The 23,044-nt window shown below is 64.6% G+C and carries 23 protein-coding genes; 16 read left to right on the top strand and 7 right to left on the bottom strand.

Features of this window, described 5'->3' with window-relative positions; all coding sequences use genetic code 11:
- Nucleotide 1: 1 nt before the first annotated feature.
- The 3 genes from CW305_RS12640 to argH are packed head-to-tail and all read right to left on the bottom strand — an operon-like array spanning nucleotide 2 to nucleotide 2,441.
- Entirely contained in the window at nucleotides 2–481 is a 480-nt protein-coding gene (locus CW305_RS12640) for a GNAT family N-acetyltransferase (RefSeq protein ID WP_044315192.1), read from the bottom strand.
- Between the two features lie 23 nt (nucleotides 482–504).
- Nucleotides 505–1,050 carry an AAA family ATPase gene (locus CW305_RS12635; RefSeq protein WP_044315191.1) on the bottom strand — a complete coding sequence of 182 codons (546 nt, stop codon included), beginning with the start codon at nucleotides 1,048–1,050 and terminating at the stop codon, nucleotides 505–507.
- Nucleotides 1,047–2,441 carry an argininosuccinate lyase gene (gene argH, locus CW305_RS12630; RefSeq protein WP_044315190.1) on the bottom strand — a complete coding sequence of 465 codons (1,395 nt, stop codon included), beginning with the start codon at nucleotides 2,439–2,441 and terminating at the stop codon, nucleotides 1,047–1,049. Before argH ends, CW305_RS12635 begins: the two co-directional genes overlap by 4 nt.
- A gap of 206 nt (nucleotides 2,442–2,647) precedes the next feature.
- Between argH and CW305_RS12620 the strand changes: the two genes are divergently transcribed.
- The 9 genes from CW305_RS12620 to CW305_RS12580 all read left to right on the top strand — a co-directional run bounded on the left by CW305_RS12620 (nucleotide 2,648) and on the right by CW305_RS12580 (nucleotide 11,020).
- On the top strand, nucleotides 2,648–3,706 hold the full coding sequence (locus tag CW305_RS12620) for a sensor histidine kinase (RefSeq protein WP_041015348.1): 1,059 nt from the start codon (nucleotides 2,648–2,650) through the stop codon (nucleotides 3,704–3,706).
- Nucleotides 3,703–4,449: a LytR/AlgR family response regulator transcription factor gene (locus CW305_RS12615; protein ID WP_014821750.1), complete on the top strand. Its 747-nt coding sequence runs from the start codon at nucleotides 3,703–3,705 to the stop codon at nucleotides 4,447–4,449. Before CW305_RS12620 ends, CW305_RS12615 begins: the two co-directional genes overlap by 4 nt.
- A gap of 155 nt (nucleotides 4,450–4,604) precedes the next feature.
- Nucleotides 4,605–5,543, top strand: coding sequence for a hydroxymethylbilane synthase (gene hemC, locus CW305_RS12610; protein ID WP_023446096.1), 939 nt, complete (start codon nucleotides 4,605–4,607; stop codon nucleotides 5,541–5,543).
- A complete protein-coding gene (locus CW305_RS12605; protein ID WP_104098051.1) occupies nucleotides 5,540–6,310 on the top strand; it encodes a uroporphyrinogen-III synthase in 771 nt (256 codons plus the stop codon). Before hemC ends, CW305_RS12605 begins: the two co-directional genes overlap by 4 nt.
- A 16-nt stretch (nucleotides 6,311–6,326) precedes the next feature.
- Nucleotides 6,327–7,520, top strand: coding sequence for a uroporphyrinogen-III C-methyltransferase (locus CW305_RS12600; RefSeq protein ID WP_104098050.1), 1,194 nt, complete (start codon nucleotides 6,327–6,329; stop codon nucleotides 7,518–7,520).
- Entirely contained in the window at nucleotides 7,517–8,737 is a 1,221-nt protein-coding gene (locus CW305_RS12595) for a heme biosynthesis HemY N-terminal domain-containing protein (RefSeq protein WP_102832907.1), read from the top strand. Before CW305_RS12600 ends, CW305_RS12595 begins: the two co-directional genes overlap by 4 nt.
- A gap of 107 nt (nucleotides 8,738–8,844) precedes the next feature.
- A complete protein-coding gene (locus tag CW305_RS12590; protein WP_104098049.1) occupies nucleotides 8,845–9,336 on the top strand; it encodes a disulfide bond formation protein B in 492 nt (163 codons plus the stop codon).
- A gap of 259 nt (nucleotides 9,337–9,595) precedes the next feature.
- Complete coding sequence (locus CW305_RS12585) at nucleotides 9,596–10,063, top strand: Rsd/AlgQ family anti-sigma factor (RefSeq protein ID WP_014821744.1); 468 nt, start codon at nucleotides 9,596–9,598, stop codon at nucleotides 10,061–10,063.
- Nucleotides 10,064–10,165: 102 nt separating this feature from the next.
- Nucleotides 10,166–11,020 (top strand): AlgP family protein, encoded by an 855-nt coding sequence (locus tag CW305_RS12580; RefSeq protein WP_104098048.1) that lies wholly within the window; start codon nucleotides 10,166–10,168, stop codon nucleotides 11,018–11,020.
- Here the strand turns inward: CW305_RS12580 and CW305_RS12575 are convergent.
- Entirely contained in the window at nucleotides 10,996–11,472 is a 477-nt protein-coding gene (locus CW305_RS12575) for a TIGR02444 family protein (RefSeq protein ID WP_041015167.1), read from the bottom strand. The genes CW305_RS12580 and CW305_RS12575 overlap by 25 nt on opposite strands.
- A gap of 69 nt (nucleotides 11,473–11,541) precedes the next feature.
- On the opposite strand from CW305_RS12575, the gene CW305_RS12570 reads away from it, so the two are divergent.
- From CW305_RS12570 to CW305_RS12550, 5 genes are read left to right on the top strand one after another with little or no spacing between them, the layout of a single operon-like run.
- Complete coding sequence (locus CW305_RS12570) at nucleotides 11,542–13,452, top strand: ATP-binding cassette domain-containing protein (RefSeq protein ID WP_104098047.1); 1,911 nt, start codon at nucleotides 11,542–11,544, stop codon at nucleotides 13,450–13,452.
- A complete protein-coding gene (locus CW305_RS12565; protein ID WP_104098046.1) occupies nucleotides 13,449–14,030 on the top strand; it encodes a mechanosensitive ion channel domain-containing protein in 582 nt (193 codons plus the stop codon). Before CW305_RS12570 ends, CW305_RS12565 begins: the two co-directional genes overlap by 4 nt.
- Nucleotides 14,031–14,038: 8 nt before the next feature.
- Nucleotides 14,039–14,800: a TerC family protein gene (locus tag CW305_RS12560; RefSeq protein WP_104098045.1), complete on the top strand. Its 762-nt coding sequence runs from the start codon at nucleotides 14,039–14,041 to the stop codon at nucleotides 14,798–14,800.
- Nucleotides 14,801–14,850: 50 nt separating this feature from the next.
- Nucleotides 14,851–15,483 (top strand): LysE family transporter, encoded by a 633-nt coding sequence (locus CW305_RS12555; protein ID WP_042926330.1) that lies wholly within the window; start codon nucleotides 14,851–14,853, stop codon nucleotides 15,481–15,483.
- 14 nt (nucleotides 15,484–15,497) lie between these two features.
- Nucleotides 15,498–15,953 carry a YaiI/YqxD family protein gene (locus CW305_RS12550; protein ID WP_003301085.1) on the top strand — a complete coding sequence of 152 codons (456 nt, stop codon included), beginning with the start codon at nucleotides 15,498–15,500 and terminating at the stop codon, nucleotides 15,951–15,953.
- Here CW305_RS12550 and CW305_RS12545 read toward each other — a convergent pair.
- The 3 genes from CW305_RS12545 to elbB form a co-directional block, all read right to left on the bottom strand.
- Nucleotides 15,928–18,066: a putative bifunctional diguanylate cyclase/phosphodiesterase gene (locus tag CW305_RS12545; RefSeq protein ID WP_104098044.1), complete on the bottom strand. Its 2,139-nt coding sequence runs from the start codon at nucleotides 18,064–18,066 to the stop codon at nucleotides 15,928–15,930. The genes CW305_RS12550 and CW305_RS12545 overlap by 26 nt on opposite strands.
- 111 nt (nucleotides 18,067–18,177) lie before the next feature.
- A complete protein-coding gene (locus CW305_RS12540; protein WP_003301083.1) occupies nucleotides 18,178–18,645 on the bottom strand; it encodes a thioesterase family protein in 468 nt (155 codons plus the stop codon).
- Between the two features lie 142 nt (nucleotides 18,646–18,787).
- Nucleotides 18,788–19,453, bottom strand: coding sequence for an isoprenoid biosynthesis glyoxalase ElbB (gene elbB, locus CW305_RS12535; protein ID WP_003301082.1), 666 nt, complete (start codon nucleotides 19,451–19,453; stop codon nucleotides 18,788–18,790).
- A 303-nt stretch (nucleotides 19,454–19,756) separates the two neighbouring features.
- On the opposite strand from elbB, the gene hemB reads away from it, so the two are divergent.
- The gene (hemB, locus tag CW305_RS12530) at nucleotides 19,757–20,770 is read left to right on the top strand and encodes a porphobilinogen synthase (RefSeq protein ID WP_090522012.1); all 1,014 of its coding nucleotides are present in this window, start codon (nucleotides 19,757–19,759) and stop codon (nucleotides 20,768–20,770) included.
- Between the two features lie 19 nt (nucleotides 20,771–20,789).
- The gene (gene ppk1 / locus CW305_RS12525) at nucleotides 20,790–22,997 is read left to right on the top strand and encodes a polyphosphate kinase 1 (RefSeq protein WP_104098043.1); all 2,208 of its coding nucleotides are present in this window, start codon (nucleotides 20,790–20,792) and stop codon (nucleotides 22,995–22,997) included.
- Nucleotides 22,998–23,044 lie beyond the last annotated feature (47 nt).

Genomic DNA, 23,044 nt, shown 5'->3' with positions numbered 1-23,044 from the left:
CTCAACCGGCCGCGAACTCTGACAGTGCGTCGCCGGCAAGGCGGTAGCCGATCCACTCGCTCTGCGGCCGGGCGCCGATGGATTCGTAGAAGTCGATGGCTGGCTGATTCCAGTCCAGCACCGACCACTCGAAGCGCCCGCAGCCGCGTGCCACCGCCAGTTTGGCCAGATGACGCAGCAGAGCCTTGCCGGCGCCGACGCCGCGCTGCTGCGGGGTGACGTAGAGGTCTTCCAGATATAGGCCGTGCCTGCCCAGCCAAGTCGAGTAGTTGAAGAAATACACCGCATAGCCGATCGGCTCGCCGTCCAGCTCGCAGATCAACCCGTGGGCGGTGCTGCCGTTAGCGAACAGGCTGTTCTCGATGCCGGCGACGTCGGTCTTGACCTCGTGCTCGGCTTTTTCGTAGATGGCCAGGTCGGTGATAAAGCGCAGGATCAGCGCGGCGTCTTCGCGAACCGCGGGGCGAATGTGCAGAAACATTACAGGCTGGCCCTCAATAAGGTTTAACGGGACGACAGGTTTGCCAGAAAGGCGTTGATGGCATGCCGTGAGTCCAGTCGTAGGTATTGGCAGGATGGCGGTGCGTTACGCATTTCCTCGGCGTAGCGCTGCCGGTAAACCGGGTGGCGGGTCCACGACCAGGCCAGGATGGATTGGCGTGGGTTCAATTTGAATAAATTGCTCCAGCGCTCGCGGTTGCCATTCCACAACTCCTCACGGCAGGCCAGGCGTCGGAGGGTGCGCCAGATGACCTGGCGCATTACCTTGTGGCGTGGCAGATCCAGCCAGATCACCATGTCCGAGCGCTCTCGCACCAACGGGCGCACCGCCGAATAATTGCCTTCTGCGACCCAGCCGTCGCCCTGCAGCGCATCACGGGTCGCCTGCTGAAACTGCTCGGTGGGCAACGGCTGCCAGCCCGGTTGATGGAACAGGGCATCCAGCTCGATATGGCGATAACCGAGCTGCTGCGCCAGACGGCGCGACAGCATGGTCTTGCCGGCACCTGAACAGCCGACCACCGAAATACGGCGGCCAGACGTGATCATCTGGTCGCCAGCAGATTCTTGCCACGAGCCACCGCGGCGCGCACCTGGTTCGGCGCGGTGCCGCCGATATGGTCGCGGGCGTTGACCGAACCTTCCAGGGTCAGCACGGCGAACACGTCGTCAGTGATCTGGTCGCTGAATTGGCGCAGCTCGTCGAGGCTCATCTCGGCCAGGTCCTTGCCGGTCTGCACTCCGTACTTCACTGCGTGGCCGACGATCTCGTGGCAGTCGCGGAACGGCAGGCCCTTGCGCACCAGGTAATCGGCCAGGTCCGTCGCGGTGGAGAAGCCGCGCAGCGCCGCTTCGCGCATGATTTCGCGCCTGGGTTTGATCGCCGGGACCATGTCGGCGAAAGCTCGCAGGCTGTCGCGCAGGGTGTCGGCGGCGTCGAACAGCGGCTCCTTGTCTTCCTGGTTGTCCTTGTTGTAGGCCAGCGGCTGGCCCTTCATCAGCACCAGAAGGCCTGCCAGCGCGCCAAATACGCGGCCGGTCTTGCCGCGCACCAGCTCGGGTACGTCCGGGTTCTTCTTCTGCGGCATGATCGAGGAGCCGGTGCAGAAGCGATCCGGCAGGTCGATGAACTGGAACTGAGCGCTGGTCCAGAGCACCAGCTCTTCGGAGAAGCGCGACAGGTGCATCATCGCCACCGAGGCGGCGGCACAGAATTCGATGGCGAAATCGCGATCGGACACGCCATCCAGCGAGTTGCCGGAGATCGCTTCGAAACCCAGCAGTTCGCAGGTGATCTCCCGCTGGATCGGATAGGTGGTGCCGGCCAGTGCGGCCGAACCCAGCGGCATGCGGTTGGTGCGCTTGCGGCAGTCGACCAGGCGCTCGTAGTCGCGGCTAAGCATCTCGAACCAGGCCAGCAGATGGTGGCCGAAGGTCACCGGCTGCGCGGTCTGCAGGTGGGTGAAGCCGGGCATGATGGTGTCCGCTTCGGCTTCCGCCAGACCCAGCAGGCCTTCTTGAAGACGGGTGATTTCGCCGAGGATCAGGTCGATTTCGTCACGCAGCCACAGGCGGATGTCGGTGGCGACCTGGTCGTTGCGCGAGCGGCCGGTGTGCAGCTTCTTGCCGGTCACTCCGATGCGGTCGGTCAGGCGTGCTTCGATGTTCATGTGCACGTCTTCCAGGTCGACGCGCCAGTCGAAGGTGCCGGCTTCGATTTCGCCCTGGATGTCTTTCAGATTGGCGATGATCTGGTCACGCTCATCGGCGTTCAGCACGCCGGCTTTTTCCAGCATCGTCGCATGGGCGATCGAACCCATGATGTCGTGGCGGTAGAGGCGCTTGTCGAACTCGACGGAGGCGGTGAATCGGGCGACGAAGGCGTCGACGGGCTCGCTGAAACGGCCGCCCCAGGACTGGTTGGTCTTGTCGGTGCTCATGTATGCGCTCGCTGAAATCCGAAGGCTGAGGAAAGGCGGCGATGATAACAGGGATGGTGCCGCTGTCGGGGACGTCGCCGCTACGGCGGCGAAGGGTGAGCTGGCTGGCAATTCCGGATTATTCCACTTGGCTGACCGGCACCTGGCTTGCCGTTGAGCGGGTGTGCAAGGAAACTGCCGGGCAGGTAAACCACAGGCTGAAGCGCGTGAAATCCACTGCCGTATCCGATGACTTCTTCGTCCCCGAGCTGTGCCAGCCCGATGCCTTGCTTGGCCTGGTCCTGCTCGCCGAGTTGCTGGTGTTCGTGCTGGTGCTGGCCGAGCCGATGCAGCCTGGCTTTGACTGGATGCGGCTGGCGCTGACGTCGTTGTTCGTGCAGTGGATCGTGCTGCTCTCGGCCGGCACCATGTGTCTGCTGCGGCCCGTGCTGGCGCGTCTGCGCACTGCCTTCGCCGGGCTGGCCTGCTGCGCGCTGGTGGTCGGGCTGACCCTGGCCTGCACCGCCGTGGCCGATATCTACCAGCTCGGCGGCCCGCTTTCGCGCGATGGGGAGGTCAATCTCTACCTGCGTCACGCGCTGATCAGCCTGATCATGTCCGGGCTGTTGCTACGCTATTTCTATCTGCAGAGTCAGTGGCGCCGCCAGGAGCAGGCCGAGCTGCGGGCGCGGATCGAGTCGCTGCAGGCGCGCATCCGTCCGCATTTCCTGTTCAACAGCCTCAACAGCATCGCCGCACTGGTGGCCAGCGATCCGGTCAAGGCCGAGCAGGCGGTGCTGGATCTGTCGGACCTGTTCCGTGCCAGCCTGGCGCGGCCCGGCACGTTGGTGGCCTGGAGCGAGGAGCTGGAGTTGTCGCGGCGCTACCTGTCGATCGAACAATATCGCCTGGGCGACCGTCTACAGATGGACTGGCAGGTCGCCGGCGTACCGGACGATCTGCCGATTCCACAGCTGACGCTGCAACCGTTGCTGGAGAATGCGCTGGTGTATGGCATCCAGCCCCGTATCGAGGGAGGTGTGGTGAGCGTAACCGCCGATTATGTCGATGGCGTGTTTCAGTTGGTGGTCAGCAACCCCTTCGACGAAACCGCTCAAGCGCAGGCTTCCCGCGGGACACGGCAGGGTCTGCAGAACATCGACGCACGATTAGCGGCACTTTTCGGTCCGCTAGCGAGTCTCAGCGTGGAGCGCCGTGAAGGCCGCCATTACACATGTCTACGCTATCCATGTGCGAGACAAACGCAGGAAGCCAGATCTATATGAATGTCCTGATTGTCGATGACGAACCTCTAGCCCGCGAGCGCCTCAGCCGACTGGTAGGTGACCTCGACGGCTATCGTGTCCTCGAGCCCGCTGCCAGCAATGGCGAAGAAGCACTGACGCTGATCGAGGAACTGCGCCCTGATGTCGTGCTGCTGGATATCCGCATGCCGGGGCTAGATGGCCTGCAGGTTGCAGCCAGGCTTTGCGAGACGGATGCGCCGCCTGCCGTGATCTTTTGTACTGCCCATGATGAATTTGCTCTGGAGGCTTTCCAGGTCAGCGCGGTTGGCTATCTGGTCAAGCCGGTGCGCCCGGAACACCTCACCGAGGCCTTGAAGAAGGCGGAACGGCCGAACCGAGTGCAGCTCGCTGCGTTGACCCGGCCGGCAGCGGTTTCCGGTGCCGGGCCTCGCACCCACATCAGCGCGCGTACCCGAAAGGGCATCGAGCTGATTCCGCTGGACCACGTGATCTACTTCATCGCCGACCACAAGTACGTCACCCTGCGCCATATCGGTGGCGAGGTGCTGCTGGACGAGCCGTTGAAGTCTCTGGAAGACGAGTTCGGCGAGCGCTTCGTGCGTATCCACCGCAACGCGCTGGTGTTCCGTGATCGTATCGAGCGCCTGCAGCGCACGCCGCTCGGGCATTTCCAGCTGTTCCTCAAGGGGCTCGAGGGTGAGGCGCTGACTGTGAGCCGTCGCCATGTGGCCGGTGTGCGCAAGCTGATGCAGAACCTCTGAACCAGTACGGTTCGCTGCGTTGGAGGCCGTCAGCTCGTGCAGCTGGCGGGCGCCGGCGCGGTGGCGTGATACCACCTTTTACTTGATTCCGGCCAACCCAGGCTGGTTGTCCGGCCTGTTATCATCGCCGGCAATTCACTGTTCTGGAATTGCCCATGTCTCGCGAAATTCGCATCGCTACCCGCAAGAGCGCCCTGGCCCTGTGGCAGGCTGAATACGTCAAGGCGCGCCTGGAGGCGTCGCACCCAGGGCTGAAGGTCAGCCTGGTGCCGATGGTCAGCCGCGGCGACAAGCTGCTTGACGCGCCGCTGGCGAAGATCGGCGGCAAGGGCCTGTTCGTCAAGGAGCTGGAAACTGCGCTGATGGAGAACGAAGCGGACATCGCCGTGCACTCCATGAAGGACGTGCCGATGGAGTTTCCCGAAGGGCTGGGCCTGTACTGCATCTGCGAGCGCGAAGACCCGCGCGACGCCTTCGTCTCCAATCATTTCGACGACCTCGATGCGCTGCCGCCCGGCAGTGTGGTCGGCACCTCGTCGCTGCGCCGTCAGGCCCAGCTGCTGGCGCGTCGGCCGGACCTGAAGATCCAGTTCCTGCGCGGCAACGTTAACACCCGACTGGCCAAGCTCGATGCTGGTGAGTACGACGCCATCATCCTCGCTGCCGCCGGGCTGATCCGCCTTGGCTTCGGTGAACGTATCCGCTCCAGCATCAGCGTCGACGAGAGCCTGCCGGCCGGCGGTCAGGGTGCGGTTGGCATCGAATGCCGTACCACCGACAGCGAACTGCATGCGCTGCTGGAATGCCTGAATCACGCGCCGACCGCGACACGTGTCGTCGCCGAGCGCGCCTTGAACAAGCGCTTGAACGGCGGCTGCCAGGTGCCGATCGCCTGTTACGCGGTGCTCGAAGGCGACCAGCTGTGGTTGCGCGGATTGGTCGGCCAGCCGGACGGCACCGTGCTGCTGCGCGCCGAGGGCCGTGCGCCCGCCGCCGATGCCGAGGCGCTGGGTGTGCAGGTTGCCGAAGCGCTGCTGGATCAGGGCGCGGAGCAGATTCTCCAGGCAGTCTACGGCGAGGCTGGTCACGCGTGACCAGCTGGCGTCTGCTGCTGACCCGGCCGGCCGAGGAGTGTGGCGCGGTTGCGGCGGTATTGGCTGAAGCGGGGATTCACAGTGCCAGCCTGCCGCTGCTGGCGATCGAACCCTTGCCGGAAACCGCCCAGCAGCGCGCGACGGTTCTCGAGCTGGATCGCTACTGCGCGGTCATCGTGGTCAGCAAGCCGGCGGCCCGGCTGGGTATCGAGCTACTCGATCGCTATTGGCCGCAACCTCCGCTCGGCCCAGCCTGGTTCAGCGTCGGTGCCGCCACCGGCGCGATACTCGCCGACTACGGACTGGACGCCAGCTGGCCGTCGCTCGGCGACGACAGCGAGGCGCTGCTGGCGCTGCCGCGGCTCGGCGAGGCGTTGGCACGACCCGATCCGAAGGTGCTGATCCTGCGTGGGGAGGGCGGCCGCGAGCTGCTCGCCGAGACATTGCGCGCGCGCGGGGTGCAGACGGATATCCTCGAGCTGTACCGGCGCTACCTGCCCGATTACCCCGCGGGAACACTCGCCGCCACGCTCCGCTCGGAACGGCTCAACGGCCTGGTGGTCAGCAGTGGGCAGGGTTTGCTGTCGCTGCGTGAGCTGGCGGCCGATACCTGGCCCGAAATGCTTGAGCTACCCTTGTTCGTACCCAGCCCGCGGGTGGCGGAGATGGCTCGGCAGCTGGGCGCCAAACGAATTGTGGATTGCCGTGGCGCCAGCGTCGCGGCCTTGCTGGCGGCGTTGCGGGAAACCGCGGTGACCGCCTCCTGAAGCAAAGGATGGAAACGTGAGCGAAGCAGACTCCAAGAAAGAACCGCTGCAACCCCCCGCCAGTGAGCCGACCCCCGCCGTCGATCCGGTCAAACCCGCCAAGCCTGAGCCATCCCGGCCGGCGTCCAGCGGTGGCGGGAAGTCTCTTGCGGCTCTGGCGCTGCTGGTCGGCCTGGGCGGTGTGGCGCTTGGCGGCTATGGTGTCTGGCAGCTGCAGCAGCTTGGCGCCGACGAGGATCGTCAGCTCGAAGCCCTGCAGAGTGCCGATGAGAAGACTCGCCAGCTGGCCGAGCGTGAGCGTGAGCTGGCGGCACGTCTGGGCCGGCTGGAGCAGCTGCCTTCGGCTAGCGAGCTGGAGGAACGGCGGCGCTTGCTGGCGACATTGCAGAGCGATCAACAGCGCCTTTCCGGGCGTGTCGAGCAGGTGCTCGGTGCCAGTCGCGAAGAGTGGCGCCTGGCCGAGGCCGAACACCTGCTGCGCATGGCGATGCTGCAGCTCTCGGCCATGCAGGACGTGAACAGCGCCGAGATGCTGGTGCACGAAGCTGACCTGATTCTGCAGAAACAGGACGATCCCGGCGCCTACAGCACGCGGCAGAAGCTGCTGGAAGGGCTCGAAGCCCTGCGCAGCCTGCCGGAGCTCGATCGCACCGGGCTGTTTCTGCAGCTCGGCGCCTTGCGCGGGCAAACCGCTCAGCTCAGCGCGCTGGCGCCGGAGTTCGTCAATGGCGAGGCGCAGTCGGAAAGCGCGCAGGACAGCCGCTGGCAGCGCTGGCTGAACGAGCTGACGCGCTATGTGCGTGTGGAGTTCGATGCCAGCGGCGACGTCAAGCCGCTGCTCGCCGGACAGACCCTGGGGCAGGTGCGACTGGCCCTTTCGCTGGCCATCGAGCAGGCCCAGTGGGCGGTGCTCAATGGCAATGCCGAGGTCTACCGGCAGTCGCTGGAACAGGCCAGCTCTGTGCTCAAGGATCACTTCAGCGAAGACAATGGCCAGGCGAGTGGCCTGCGCAAACGTCTCGACGAGCTGTCGCGGCGCGAGGTGGAGGTGACCCTGCCTGATCTCGCGCCAGCATTGCAGGCGCTGCAGGGCTATGTGCAGAAGCGTGAGCGCGGCGATGAGGCGCAAGCGCCGGAATCGTCTGAATCCTCAGATTCGCCGGCTGAGCCCGAGGCCGAGAATGAGGCGCAGGAGGCTCAGCGCACATGAAACGTCTGGCTCTTGTATTCATCCTTCTGCTGGCGATCGCGGGCTTTCTCGGCTGGGCAATCAGCCAGAGTGCCGGCTACGTGCTGATCACCTACGACCAGTTCCGTTACGAATCCAGCTTTTGGGTATTCCTCGCCCTGGTCGCCTGCCTCTGGCTGGTGGCCATGGTGGTGCACTGGTTGCTCGGGCTGCTGCAGGTCTCCGGGGCGCTGGTCAACCCCTGGTCGCGCCGGCACCGCGCTCGGCGGGTGGAGAAGGCTTCTCGCCGTGGGTTGCGCGAGCTTGCCGAGGGGCAGTGGGCGCCGGCGCTGGGGCATCTGCAGTTGGCGGCAGAAAAGGATCAGCAGCCGCTGGTGCATTACCTGGGTGCTGCGCGCGCAGCCAATGAGCTGGGTGAATATGCGCAGAGCGACGAGCTGCTGCAGAAGGCGCGCGAGCGCGAGCCCGAGGCGGCGCTGGCGATCGGCCTGACGCAGGCGCAGCTGCAGATCGCCCGCGGCCAGTATGTCGAGGCGCGCGCATCGCTTGGTGAACTGCAAAACGACCATCCGCGTCACCCTTACGTTCTTACCTTGCTCCAGCAACTCTACGTGCAGCTGGAGGACTGGTCGGCGCTGTGCCGGTTGCTGCCGGAGCTGCGCAAGCACCGCGTGCTGCCACCGGCACGCCTGAACGAGTTGGAAGTGCTGGCCTGGACTGCCGCGGTGGAACAGGCCGGTCAGCCCTCCGACCTGCCTGCCGAGACCAGCCTCGAAGCGCTGAACCAGCGCTGGCAGACTGTGCCCAGCGCGCTGCGCAGCGAGCCATTGGCGGTGCGTGCGTATGCGGATGGGCTCGCTCGTCTCGGCGCCCAGGTGAAGGCCGAAGAGGTGCTCTACACCGCGATCAAACGCCAGTTCGATGATCGCCTGGTCGAACGCTATGGAAGGGTGCAGGGTCGCGATCCGGCGCGCCAGCTCGCACACGCCGAAGGCTGGCTCAAGGATCATCCGCAGAACCCGGTGCTGCTGCTGGCGCTGGGGCGGATCAGCCTACGCAACGAGCTGTGGGGCAAGGCGCGGGATTACCTGGAAGCGAGTCTGCGCTTCGATCATCGTCCGGAAACCTGTGCCGAGCTGGCGCGGCTGCTGGCTCAGCTGGGTGATACCGAAAGCAGCAATCGGCTATTCCAGCAGGGCGTGGTTCTGCTCGATCGCAATCTCCCGGCCACCTTGTGATCGGTTAGTCAGGTCCGCCATGTGGCGGGCCTGACGCTGCCGCGCGGCTTGTAAGCCTATCGACGTTTCCACTACCGTAGCGAACTTTTCCAGCTAGTGGAGCCATCATGCGCCTGGCCAGCCCTCGTTCCCTGTTCGCTCTCGCCTCTCTGGGCAGCGCCCTGCTGATCGCCGTCGCGCTCTACATGGAGCACGTGATGGGGCTTGCGCCTTGCCCACTGTGTATTGTCCAGCGCATCTGCGTCATCGGTTTCGGCCTTATCTGCCTGGCGGCGGCGATTCACGGGCCGGCAAAGACGGGGCGGCGTGTCTACTCCGGTTTCGCCTTGCTCTTTGTGGCTGCCGGCGCGGCCACGGCGATTCGCCAGATCTGGTTGCAGAGCGTGCCAGCCGATCAGCTGCCGAGCTGCCTGCCGAGCCTGGAATACATGATGGAGGCGTTGCCGTTTCAGGAGATCGCGCGGCTGGTGCTGCACGGTACCGCCGAGTGCGCCGAGGTGAGCTGGACCATGCTCGGCCTGAGCATCCCCGAGTGGAGCCTGCTGGGCTTCATCGGCATGGCCATCGTCTGTGCGTGGCAACTGCTGCGTCGCGACTGAACCGATCTTTACCTTCCCCCGGCGAACTCCCGTCACGCTTGTGCGGTCTTCTTCTCGACGTGCGGCATCCACCCGGTGCCGCTGCGCTCGCAAGATTCGTCGGCATTTTGCTTGATGCTTCGAGCAGCGCGGCATAGTCTGCTCGTGCGGTGACGGATTCTTGCCACTCGTCACCGTCACTCACCCAAAGGCCGATACCGAAAGACAAAAACGTCTCGGAATGGCGTAAAGCAACATCGATTAGGGAAGTGAGGTCATCATGCTCGAGAGCTGTCGGAATGCCCAGGAACGCTGGGGTGGCGTACATCTGCTGATCGACCGTTGGTTGAACGAGCGCCACGCGCTTATCAATGCGTACGACGGGCTGCATACCGAGCGTGACGATGCCGCCGCTCGCCAGGCCCTGCAGCGGTTTTGCGAATATCTGGTCGACTACGTCTCTGCCGGCCACTTCGAAATCTATGAACAACTGCTCGCCGAGGCCGAAGCCTTCGGTGATGCTCGCGCCATCGAACTGGCCAAGCAGATCTATCCGCGTATCGAAACCATCACCCAGGTCTCGCTGGGCTTCAACGATCGTTGCGAGAAGGGCGATTGCCTGGGTAGCCCGGGCTTGGCCGATGAGCTCAAGAAACTCGGTCAGCTGTTGCATGAGCGGTTCGAGCTGGAAGACTGCCTGATCGAGGTGCTGCATACCGCGCATAAGCAGGCGGCTGCTCCGGCCTGAGATCTTCCATCCGCTTCGGCGGGTGTGGCGCTTCGCGTCCCCTGGCGGCCACCTGGCGGGCCGTCTAGTATGGGGGCATCGTTCCCGCCAGGAGGCACTTTCATGCCCGCGAAGAAGAAGTCGGTCACCACTCCGCTGCATCTGTTGCAGCAACTTTCCCACAGTCTCATCGAGCATCTGGACAAAGCCTGCAGCCAGGCGATCAAGGATGCCGAAAGTGCGCTCGCCAAGCTGCAAAAGCAGCGTGGCAAGGCGCAAGACAAATTGACCAAGGCGCGCGCCAAGCTCGACGAGGCCGGCAGCACGGGCAAGACCAAGGCGCAGACCAAAGCGCGCTCCCGGCTCGGCGAGCTGGAAGAATCCCTTGCATTGCTGCAGAGCCGGCAGAGCGAAACCCTGACCTACCTGGCCGACCTCAAGCGCGATGCCGAGCAGAGCCTGAAGCTGGCTCAGGTCATCCGCAAGGTCGCAGATGACGCTGACAAGGCCTTGCGCGCCCAGCAGCAGGCGACGGCCGTCAAGCCCGCCGCAACCTCCCGTCCGGCAGCGCGCAAGCCGGCCAGCAAGGCCGCCCCGACTGCAGCCAAATCGCCAGCAGCATCCGCCAAGGCTCCGACCACCAAGGCAGCGACAGCGCCGGCGGCTAAAACGCCAGCCAAGGCTCCAACGAAAGCACCGACCAAGACAGCAGCGAAGACATCAGCTGGCGGTGCCGCGGCCAAGCCTGCAGCCTCACGTCCTGCAACGGCCAAGGCACCGACTCGCGCCCGCTCGGCTACTGTGGCCAAACCCGCTGCGGCCGCGCAATCAGCTGACAGTGCAGCGCCCGCCGCGGCTGACTCAGCGGCCAAGCCTGCGACTGCGAAGCCCGCCGCCAAGGCCGTGGCAAAAAAGCCTGCCACTCGCAAACCTGCAGCCAAGCGCACCGCGACTCAGACACCGGCCAGCTCCAGCTGAGTCTGATAGGCCGCGTTGCGCAGGGTTTCCAGCGCAACGCGGCAACTACCTTTCGGCGCAAGAGCGCTCAACCACTGGTTGGCGTCAGCGCTTTCGTCCCATTCGCGGCTTGCCGTCTGTAGCCGTTCCAGCAGGCTGCGCTCGGCTTGCAGTTCCAGTGTCTTGAGTGTTTTGCGCAGTTCTCGCAGCGCTTCGTCCTGTTCAGCCGGCGAGCGCCATGCCTGACGCAGTTCGCGCAGCGGCTCCACCACTATGTGTCGCCAGGGTGCAGCGACTTCTTCCAGCGCACACATCCGCTCCTGATTGCAGGCCACCCCGCGTGCTTCCAGCCAGGCCGCGCAGATCAGCACACAGACGTCCGCCCCCTGACTTTGCAGTTCCAGGCAGGCAGTCTCGACCCCCTCTCGTGCGTAGCAGTTGAGGGCAAACGTCCAGAGATCCAGGTTGGGCATAAGTGGTACGCCTTTTTTTGCGGGTGGCCCGGCTGGCTTTCCAGGCGAACTGATAAACTCGCCGGCATTATGATCCGACTCCAGAACCTCACTCTACAGCGTGGCCCTCAGCGTTTGCTGGAAGGCGCCGAGCTGACCCTGCACCCCGGCCAGAAGGCCGGCCTGATCGGCGCCAATGGCGCTGGCAAATCCACCCTCTTCGCGCTGCTGCGTGGCGAGCTGGTGCCCGACGGCGGCGATTGCCAGTTGCCGCCGGACTGGCGCATCGCGCACATGCGCCAGGAGATCGATACCCTCGACCGCCTGGCCGTGGACTATGTGCTCGATGGCGACGTCGAGCTACGGCGCATTCAGCGCGAACTTGCCGCCGCCGAGCAGGCGCACGATGGCAACGCGCTGGCGCGTCTGCACACCGAGCTGGACAACGTCGACGGCTACAGCGCCGACGCCCGCGCGCGCAAGCTGCTCGCCGGGCTGGGCTTTGCCAACGAGCAGATGACGCTGCCGGTCAGCAGCTTTTCCGGTGGCTGGCGCATGCGTCTCAACCTCGCCCAGGCACTGATGTGCCCGTCCGACCTGCTGCTGCTGGACGAACCGACCAACCACCTCGATCTCGATGCGATCCTCTGGCTCGAGGACTGGCTCAAGGGCTACCCCGGCACCTTGCTGCTGATTTCCCACGACCGCGATTTCCTCGACTCGGTGGTCGATCACGTCATCCATCTGGAACAGCGCAAACTGACGCTCTATCGCGGCGGCTACTCGGCCTTCGAAAGAACTCGCGCCGAGCGTCTGGCGCAGCAGCAGCAAGCCTTCGAGAAGCAGCAGGCGCAGCGCGCCCACATGGAAAGCTATATCCGCCGCTTCAAGGCCCAGGCGACCAAGGCACGCCAGGCCCAGAGCCGGATCAAGGCGCTGGAGCGCCTCGAAGAACTGGCGCCGGCGCACGTGGATTCGCCGTTCGACTTCCGCTTCCGCGAGGCGGACAAGGTGTCCAGCCCCTTGCTGGACCTCGCCGAAGGGCGCCTCGGCTACGGCGAAAAGGTGGTGCTGGACAAGGTCAAGCTGCAGCTGGTGCCCGGCGCGCGTATTGGTTTGCTGGGGCCGAATGGTGCCGGCAAGTCAACGCTGATCAAGACACTCTCCGCAGAACTGGCCCCGCTGTCCGGCCGTCTGCAGCGCGGCGAGAACCTGGCGGTCGGCTATTTCGCCCAGCATCAGCTGGATTCGCTCGATCCCAAGGCCAGCCCCTTGCTGCACCTGCAGCGCATCGCTCCGGCCGAGCGCGAGCAGACGCTGCGTGATTTTCTCGGCGGCTTCGATTTCCGCGGAGCGCGCTGCGACGAGCCGGTGCTGAATTTTTCCGGCGGCGAGAAAGCGCGCCTGGCGCTAGCGCTGATCGCCTGGGGCAAGCCCAACCTGTTGCTGCTCGACGAACCGACCAACCACCTCGACCTGGAAATGCGCCTGGCGCTGACCCTGGCCCTGCAGGATTTCGAAGGTGCGGTGCTGGTCGTATCCCACGACCGTCATCTGCTCAAGAGCACCACCGACGAGTTCCTGTTGGTCGCCGACGGCCAGGTGCCGAGCTTCGACGGCGATCTCGAAGACTATGCGCGCTGGCTGGTGGACTACCGGGCGCGTCAGCAGCCTGTGGCAGGCGGCGAGCCTGCGGCGGACAAGACCGACAAGCGCGCCCAGCGTCAGGCCGCCGCCGCCCTGCGCCAGCAATTGGCGCCGCACAAGCGCCAGGCGGACAAGCTGGAGAAGGACCTGGCGACGGTGCACGAAAAGCTGGCCGAGCTGGAAACGAGCCTGGGTGACAGCGCGCTTTACGAGGTAGCACGCAAGGACGAGCTGCGCCAGCTGCTGGCCAAACAGGCCGAGCTGAAGGTTCGTGAAGGCGAGCTGGAGGAAGCCTGGCTGGAGGCGCTGGAAATACTGGAGAGCCTGCAGGCGCAACTGGAGGCCAGTACATGAGCGAACCCTGGCTGACATTGGTCGAAGAATGGCGCCTGCAGTGGATGCTCGGCCTGCAGGTGCTGTTGATACTGCTGGTGGCCTATGTGCTGCAACGTCTGGTAGCCCGCGGACTGACCCGTTTGTCGTCGCGTTATCCGCTGCCACCGGAGTTGCTGATCCCGGTGCGCGGCGGCATCCGCTGGTTCATCATCGGCGGCGCGCTGATCATGGTGCTGGAGCGCTTCGGCGTCTCTGCCACCGTGCTGTGGACAGCCATCTCCGGTTTCGTCGCAGTGGCGGCCATCGCCTTCTTCGCGATCTGGAGCGTGCTGTCCAACCTGCTCTGTGCGGTGCTCATCCTCACTGTCGGCCCGTTCCGGCTGGGCGATGTGGTGGAAATTGTCGAGGCGTTCGACAAGCCGATCGTCAAGGGTCGGGTCATCGACATCAATCTGGTCTACACCACCCTCGAAGAGGTGGCCGAAGCCGGCACCGGCGCTATCGTGCAGGTACCCAACAGTCTGTTCTTCCAGAAAGCCGTACGCCGTTGGCGTGGCAGCGAAGTGCAGCTCTACAACCGTAACCCCAGCGAGTAATAACCCTCATGGAATGGCTCAGCAACCCTGAGATATGGGTCGCCTTTCTGACCCTGACCGCCCTGGAAATCGTCCTCGGCATCGACAACATCATCTTCATTTCGATTCTTGTCAGCCGCCTGCCCAAGGAGCAGCAGCCGAAGGCGCGCTTCTTTGGCCTGGCGCTGGCCATGGGCACGCGGATCCTGCTGCTGCTATCCATCGCCTGGGTGATGCGCCTGACCAATGACTTGTTCACGGTGCTGGGCGAGGGCGTTTCCGGGCGCGATCTGATCCTGTTCTTTGGAGGCCTGTTCCTCCTGTTCAAGAGCACCATGGAGATCTGGCACAGCGTCGAAGGCGAGGAAGAGGAGCAGGCTGCGGGCGGCGCCGTGGTAAAGGCCGGGTTTATCGGGATCATCCTGCAGATCGCGGTGATCGACATCATCTTCTCGCTGGACTCGGTGATCACGGCGGTCGGTCTGGTGCAGAACGTCCCGGTGATGGTCGCGGCGATCGTCATCGCGGTGCTGGTGATGATGCTGGCTGCCGGTACCATCAGCGAGTTCATCGACAAGCATCCGACGCTGAAGATTCTGGCGCTGTCGTTCCTCATCGTCGTCGGCACGCTGCTCATCGCAGAAGCCTTCGATGTGCATGTACCGAAGGGTTACGTCTACTTCGCCATGGCTTTCTCGCTGGGCGTCGAGGCACTGAACATTCGCATGCGCAAGGCGATGAAGCGCAAGCTCAAGGAGCCGGTAACGCTGGGCAAGGGCTCGCCAGACTGAACCAAAGCGCCGGCCGGGCGGCCGGCGCTCGTTGAATGGAGGTAATCAGCATGTCCCTGGAATCCTGGCTCGCGTTCTTCGTTGCCTGTTGGGTGATCAGCCTGTCCCCGGGTGCCGGCGCCATCGCGTCGATGTCCTGCGGGCTGCAGTACGGCTTCTGGCGCGGCTACTGGAATGCCATCGGCCTGCAGCTGGCGTTGGTGCTGCAGATCGCCGTGGTCGCGGCGGGCGTCGGTGCGGTGCTGGCCACGTCGGAACTGGCATTCAGCCTGATCAAGTGGTTCGGCGTCGGATATCTGCTCTGGCTGGCCTGGAAGCAGTGGCAGGCGCAGCCCGAGGCGCTGGATGATTCCGCCGCCCCGCGACCCATCGGCAGGCCGCTGAGCCTGATGCTGCGCGGGTTTGTGGTCAACGCCAGCAACCCCAAGGCAATCGTTTTCATCCTCGCCGTACTGCCGCAGTTTCTCGACCCGCAGCGGCCGTTGCTGCTGCAATACAGCGAGATGGCCGCGACCATGGTGGTGGTCGACCTGATCGTCATGGCCGGCTACACCGGGCTGGCGGCGAAAGTGCTGCGGCTGTTGCGCACGCCGCGTCAGCAGCGCCTGGTCAACCGCAGTTTCGCCGCAATGTTCGCCGGCGCGGCGGCGCTGCTGGCGACGGTAAGGCGCGCGGTGGCATGAGCGAGGCAACCGCCATGCGCGTGTGGATCGATGCCGATGCCTGCCCGCGTGCAGCCAAGGACCAGGTGATCAAGTTCGCCCTCAAACGGCGGTTCGAGGTGCTGCTGGTTGCCGGCCAGAGCCAGGTCAAGCCGGCGTTCGCCTGCGTGCGGCTGATCGTGGTGCCGAGCGGGCCGGATGCAGCCGATGACTATCTGGTCGAACATGCCGAGCCCGGTGATCTGGTGATCTGCAGCGACGTTCCGCTGGCCGATCGACTGGTGAAGAAGGGCGTCGCGGCGCTCGACCCGCGCGGTCGCGAGTTCGACGAGCGCAACATGGGCGAGCGGCTGGCGGTGCGCAACCTGTTCACCGATCTACGCGATCAGGGCCAGATGGGCGGCGGCCAGGGGGCCTACAGCGAGCGCGACCGCCAGGCCTTCGCCAATTCCTTGGATCGCCTGCTCACGCGATTGTCGCGCCCGCAGTGAGCGGCCGCCGCGCGGCCAGCCAGTCGCGCAGTGCCGACAATGGCAGCGGGCGGCTGTAGTAGTAGCCCTGGATGTAATCGCAGCCGTTTTCGCGCAGGTAGGCCAGCTGTACCTCCTCCTCGACGCCTTCGGCCACCACCTTGAGACCGAGTTTATGCGCCATGGCGATGATTGCCGCGGTGATGGCGCGGTCATTGGCCTGCTCGGCGATTTCCTGAACGAAGGCGCGGTCGACCTTGAGGGTGTCCACCGGCAGCTTGCGCAGGTAGGCCAGCGAGGAATAGCCGCTGCCGAAATCATCGATGGACACCTTCACCCCGAGCTCACGGACGGCATCGAGGGTGCGCACCGCCGCGCCAAGGCTGTTCATCAGCGCATTCTCGGTGACTTCCACGGTCAGCCGCGCCGGGTCGAGACCGGTACGTTCGAGAATGCGCGCGACGACCTCCGGCATCTGCAGATTGGACAGGTTGAGCGCGGAGCAATTGACCGCTACCCGCAGGTCGTAGCCCTCATCGAGCAAGGCGACTAGGTCGGCACAGGCGCGGCGCGCGACCCAGGCGTCCAGCTCGGCGACGAAACCGTGTTGCTCGGCCAGTCCGACGAAGCGCTCGGGGCTGATGAAACCCTGCTGCGGATGCTGCCAGCGCACCAGCGCCTCGAGGCTCACCGGCTCGCCGCTGCGGCCATCGACGATGGGCTGATAGTTCACGCTGAGGAGGTTTTCGTTCAGTGCCCGGCGCAGGTCCTGTTCCAGCGACAGATCCTCCTGGGCGCGCAGTTCCAGCGCGGGGTTGAAGCGCAGGCTGCGGTTGCGGCCGCTGGCCTTGCACTGGCCGACCGCGAGGCCGGCGTGGCGGAACAGCGCATCGAAGTTCAGGCCGTCTTCGGGGTACTGGCTGATGCCGATGCTGGCGGTCAGGCGCAGCTGGGTGTCGCCGAGGGTGAAGGGCGGGCGCAGCTGTTCGAGGATGTGGTTGGCCAGCGCTTGGGCCTGCTCCCACTGGCCGAGGGTCAAGACGCAGAACTCGTCGCCGGAGAAGCGCGCCAGCATGTCGTGCTGACCGAGTACCGCACGGATTCGATGCGCCGCCTGTTGCAATGCCAGGTCGCCGCTGCGGTGGCCGAGGCTGTCGTTGATGCGCTTGAAGTTGTCCAGATCCACCACCAGCACGGCCAGCGCCTGACGTTCCTCGCGCGCGGCCAGGACCTGGGTGACTATCTCGGTGAAGGCGCGACCGTTGAACAGGTTGGTCAGCGGGTCGTAATGGGTCATCGCGTTGAGCTGGTGCTCGGCCTGGTCGAGTGCCTGGCGTTGCTCGCTGAAGCGCTGCTCGGCCCAGCTGGCGGCGATGCCGGTGACAATCACCAGCAGGGCGACCAGACCGATTGCCGAGGCGAGGAGGGCATGCTGGCCGCCATGACTGCCGAACGGGGCGGTGTGCTCCAGCATGTGGGCGGGGACTGCCATGGTCAGCGCATGCATGCCGGTGTAGTGCATCGAAACGATCGCCGCGCCCATCAACAGGCTGCAGAGCAGGCGCTGCCAGTGCTGGTGCCGGCTCTGGCTGGCGCGGAAGTGATATCCCAGCACCAGCGCGGCGATTGAGGCGCCGATGGCGATCAGAACAGAGGCAGCGAAGGCCAGCGGTGCGTAGTAGAGCGTGGCCAGCGAGCGTATCGCCGCCATCCCGGTGTAGTGCATGGTGGCGATGCCGATGCCGGCGGCCGTGCCGGCCAGCGCGTACTGCGGCACGCTGAGGCGATCGCGGCCGAGCAGACGCATCACCACATAAGACACGGCCATGGCGATCAGCAGCGAAAGCAGGGTGATGCGATGGTCGTAGCTGATGTCCAGTGGCGCGCTGAAGGCCAGCATGCCGATGAAGTGCATCGACCAGATGCCGCCACCCAGAGCGAACGCGCCGACCCAACGCCACAAGTCGCGGCCGCGCGGGCTGCCGCTGCGGCTGACCCGCTTGGCCAGCGCCAGTGCGGTGAACGCCGCCGCGCTGGCGACCAGGTAGGAGAGAACGACCAGCAGAGGGTCGTGACTGTGGCCGAGCAGGGCAATCTGGTCGGCGGGAAGGTCGGAAAACAGAAGTCTGGACACGCGGCGGCACTCGAACAGTCGGGCGTCCTGCCTCGTGAGAATAGTGGCGCATGGCCATCTGCGGCAGAGTGTACGAGAGGTCGCCCTGGCCGCCAATCTCCTATCGGCTGATCAACCGCAAAGATAAGTGCCGGTGCCCACGGCGATCAGGGTGCCCAGTTCGTTGTGCAGCTCAGAACGCACCACTGCGACCTTGTTGCCCGAGCGCAGCAGCATCGCGCTGGCACTGAAGCGGGTGCCTCGGCCTGGGCGCAGGTAGTCGATGCGCAGATCGATGGTTCCCAGCCGGGAAAGCCGTGCGGCGCGCTCCTGGGTGGTCAAATGGCGATGCTTGTCGAAGGCGCCGAGCATTGCCATCGCCCCGCCGGCCACGTCCAGCAGCGAGGCGATGACCCCGCCATGCAGGATGCCGTGGACGAAGTTGCCGACCAGCTCCGGCTTCATCGGCAGGTGCATGACGACCTGGGAGGTCGATACCTCGTCCAGTTCGATGCCCAGCGCCTGGTTGAAGGGGATGCGTTCGAACATCTGGCGTACCGCCTGGGCCTGCTCGGCGAGCAGGGCGTCGTCGTGGTTCATGGTCGGCGTTCATGTGGATGAGCGATCAAGCTGCCCGAGGATGTTCGCGCTGAACAGAGTGGCGGCACGAGCAGCCGCGGCTTTGGCGGCTTTCGCGCAAAAAAATCCCGGGCGGACCCGGGATCATTCGGCGGCGTTCGGATCAGTCTTCGGTGGTCATTTCCAGTACCCGGTCGACCAGCTTGTAGATGCCCGAAGCGGCTTCGCTGATGGATTGCGCCAGCATGTACGCCGGTGTGGTGACCAGTCGATGCTGCTTGTCCACGACGATGTCGCTGACTTCGCACGCCTGATGCTCGGCGCCCATCTGCGCGACCGCCTTGGCGGCATCGGCCTCGTCACTGCCAAGGGTACAGACCACGCCGGCGCCGAAGATCTGCGCGGCCATGGTCGGCGCGATGCACATCATCCCGACCGGCTTGCGTGCCTCGGCAAAGGCCTGCGCGAGCGCCACCACATCCGGCAGTGCCTTGCTGCTGGCGCCTTCGGTAGCGAAATTGGAGAGGTTCTTCGCGGCGCCGAAACCGCCGGGGATGATCAGCGCGTCGAAATCCTCGGCGCGCGCCTCGCGCAGATCCTTGATCTCGCCGCGGGCCAGGCGAGCGGACTCGGTCAGCACGTTGCGCGACTCCGGCATCTCGTCGCCGGTCAGGTGATTGATCACGTGCATCTGCGGGATGTTCGGTGCGAAGCACTGCACCTTGACGCCACGCTGGTCCAGGCGCAGCAGGGTGATGACGCTTTCGTAGATCTCCGAGCCGTCGTAGACGCCACAGCCGGAGAGGATCACGGCGACTTTCTTGTTCATGGTGGTACTCCTGGTCAAGTTCAGCGGCCCTGCGTCGGGCACGGCGGATGCGTTCGATGCTAATACCTGGGACGGTTCCAGGTAAGCCCCACACGTTCCGTTGGATTCGCGCGATGCGCCGGTGTTCATTGCCGCATGTCTGGCGCGGCAGTTTGCGCCTGATCAAAGCACTGGCAGTCGCCGGCATGGCTGGCGACAATGGGCGCGGTTTCGGAGGCTCGACGGCCTGGCGTTGTCATCATTTCGTCATGTGTCGGGCCTATAAACGTCATATTCGCCCGTTCTGCGGGCCAGGAGTCCGTCGTGAGTTTCGTTCCTGCCAGCCGGCTGTTCCCCGCTACTCGTCTGCGTCGCAATCGTCGTGACGATTTTTCCCGCCGTCTGGTGCGCGAAAATGTGCTGACCGTCGATGACCTGATCCTGCCGGTGTTCGTGCTCGACGGCGAGAACCGCCGCGAGCCGGTGCCGTCGATGCCGGGAGTGGAGCGCCTGTCCATCGACCTGCTGCTCAAGGAGGCCGAAGAGCTGGTGGCGCTGGGCATTCCGGCGCTGGCGCTGTTTCCGGTGACACCGCTGGAGAAGAAGTCCCTCGATGCGGCCGAAGCCTGGAACCCGGAGGGCATCGCCCAGCGCGCCACGCGCGCCTTGCGCGCGCGTTTCCCTGAGCTGGGGATCATCACCGACGTAGCCCTCGATCCATTCACCACGCACGGCCAGGACGGCATTCTCGACGACAGCGGATACGTGCAGAACGATGTCACTGTCGACGCGCTGGTCCGCCAGGCGCTGTCCCACGCCGAAGCCGGCGCTCAGGTGGTCGCGCCGTCGGACATGATGGATGGTCGTATCCAGGCGATTCGCGAGGCGCTGGAAGTGGCCGAACACCACAACGTGCGCATCATGGCCTACTCGGCGAAATACGCCAGCGCCTACTACGGCCCGTTTCGAGATGCGGTGGGCTCTGCCGCCAACCTCGGCAAGAGCAATAAGAATACCTATCAGATGGACCCGGCCAACGGTGACGAGGCGCTGCACGAAGTGGGCGCCGACCTGGCCGAAGGCGCGGACATGGTGATGGTCAAGCCCGGTCTGCCCTACCTGGATATCGTCTGGCGGGTCAAAGATGCCTTCAAGGCGCCGACCTTCGTCTATCAGGTCAGCGGCGAGTACGCCATGCACATGGCCGCCATCCAGAATGGCTGGCTGAGCGAGGCCGTCATCCTTGAGTCTTTGGTCGGCTTCAAGCGTGCCGGGGCCGATGGCATCCTGACTTACTTCGCCAAACAGGCGGCACAACAATTAAAACGGGGCCAGTGAGCCCTTTCGAGGCAAAGCGATGATCAACCAGGGACTCAGCGAAAAGGATCTGCAGGACGCCGTGGTCGGCGAGGTGCTGGAACAGACGTTGCCCGAGGTGGTGTCTGCGCCACTGGAAGTCGTCGAGGAGGCGCCGGTCGCGCTGGTGACCAACCTGGACGACAGTGCGCTGTACATCCATCGCGAGCTTTCGCAGCTTCAGTTCAACGTCCGCGTGCTCGAGCAGGCGCTGGACGTGTCCTATCCGCTGCTGGAGCGGCTGAAGTTCCTGCTGATCTTTTCCAGCAACCTCGATGAGTTCTTCGAGATTCGCGTCGCCGGACTGAAGAAGCGCGTCACCTTCGCCCGCGAACAGGCGGGCGCCGACGGCCTGCAGCCGCATCAGGCGCTGGCGCGCATATCCGAGCTGGTCCACGAGCAGGTCGACCGCCAGTACGCGATCCTCAACGACGTGCTTCTGCCAGCGCTGGCCGAGCATCAGATTCGCTTCATTCGCCGCAGGCACTGGACGGCCAAACTCAAGACCTGGGTGCGCCGCTATTTCCGCGACGAGATTGCGCCGATCGTTACGCCGATCGGTCTCGATCCGACCCATCCGTTCCCGCTGCTGGTGAACAAGAGCCTGAACTTCATCGTCGAGCTGGAAGGCGTCGATGCCTTCGGCCGCGATTCCGGTCTGGCGATCATCCCGGCGCCACGCCTGCTGCCGCGGGTGATCCGCGTGCCGGAGTCGGTCGGCGGCGCCGGCGACAACTTCGTCTTCCTCTCCTCGATGATCCATGCCCATGCCGACGACCTGTTCCACGGCATGCGGGTCAAGGGCTGCTACCAGTTCCGCCTCACCCGTAACGCCGACCTTTCGGTTGACACCGAGGACGTCGAGGACCTGGCACGCGCGCTGCGTGGCGAGCTGATCTCGCGTCGTTATGGCGATGCCGTGCGCCTGGAAGTGGCCGATACCTGCCCGCAGCACCTGGCCGATTTTCTGCTCAAGCAGTTCAGTCTGGGCGAGGGCGAAATGTACCGGGTCAACGGCCCCGTCAACCTGACCCGCCTGTTCAGCATCACCGGGCTGGACAGCCACCCGGAGCTGCAATACAGCCCCTTCACACCATCAATTCCGAAGTTGCTGCAGAACAGCGACAAGATATTCAGTGTGATCAACAAGCAGGACATCCTGCTGCTGCACCCGTTCGAGTCCTTCACGCCGGTGGTCGATCTGCTGCGTGAAGCTGCGAAGGACCCGTGCGTGCTGGCGATCAAGCAGACGCTGTATCGCTCGGGTGCCAATTCGGAGATCGTCGATGCGCTGGTCGATGCGGCGCGCAGCGGCAAGGAAGTTACCGCGGTGATCGAACTGCGCGCCCGCTTCGACGAGGAATCCAACCTGCAGCTCGCCAGCCGCCTGCAGCAGGCCGGCGCGGTGGTGATCTATGGCGTGGTCGGCTACAAGACCCACGCCAAGATGATGCTGATCCTGCGTCGCGAAAATGGCGAGCTGTGCCGTTACGCGCATCTGGGCACCGGCAACTACCACGCGGCCAACGCCCGGCTGTATACCGACTACAGTCTGCTGACATCCGATGACGCTCTGTGTGAGGACGTCTCCAAGCTGTTCAGTCAATTGATCGGCATGGGCAAGACCATGCGCATGAAGAAGCTGCTGCACGCGCCATTTACCCTGAAGAAGACGCTGCTGGACCTGATCGCGCAGGAAACCCAGCACGCGGCCGAGGGGCGGCCCGCGCATATCATTCTGAAGATCAATGCGCTGACCGATCCGAAGATGATCAAGGCGCTGTACAAGGCCAGCCAGACCGGCGTGCGCGTCGATCTCATCGTGCGTGGCATGTGCTGCCTGCGGCCGGGCATCGCCGGTGTCTCGCACAACATCCATGTGCGCTCGATCATCGGCCGGTTCCTTGAGCACAGTCGGGTGTTCTACTTCCAGAATGACGGTGACGAGAAGCTCTACCTGTCCAGTGCCGACTGGATGGAGCGCAACCTCGATCGTCGGGTGGAAACCTGTTTCCCGGTGGAAGGCAAGAAACTGGTGATGCGGGTTAAGAAGGAGCTGGAAGGCTTCCTCAGCGACAACACCCAGAGCTGGATTCTGCAGCCTGACGGCAGCTACCTGCGCAACAGCCCCACCGGTAATCAGAATGCGCGCAACATACAGAGTACGTTGCTGGAGCGTCTCACCGGGCCGCAGGTCGGCGTGCGCTGAGTCGGGTGTTTCCCACGGTGCGTTTTCAGGCATGTGGCTGGCGCGTG

Source organism: Stutzerimonas kunmingensis, assembly GCF_002929225.1.
Taxonomy (GTDB): Bacteria; Pseudomonadota; Gammaproteobacteria; order Pseudomonadales; family Pseudomonadaceae; genus Stutzerimonas.
The sequence above is the reverse complement of the archived record's forward strand: the minus strand, read 5'-3'. Positions and strand labels throughout refer to the sequence as shown.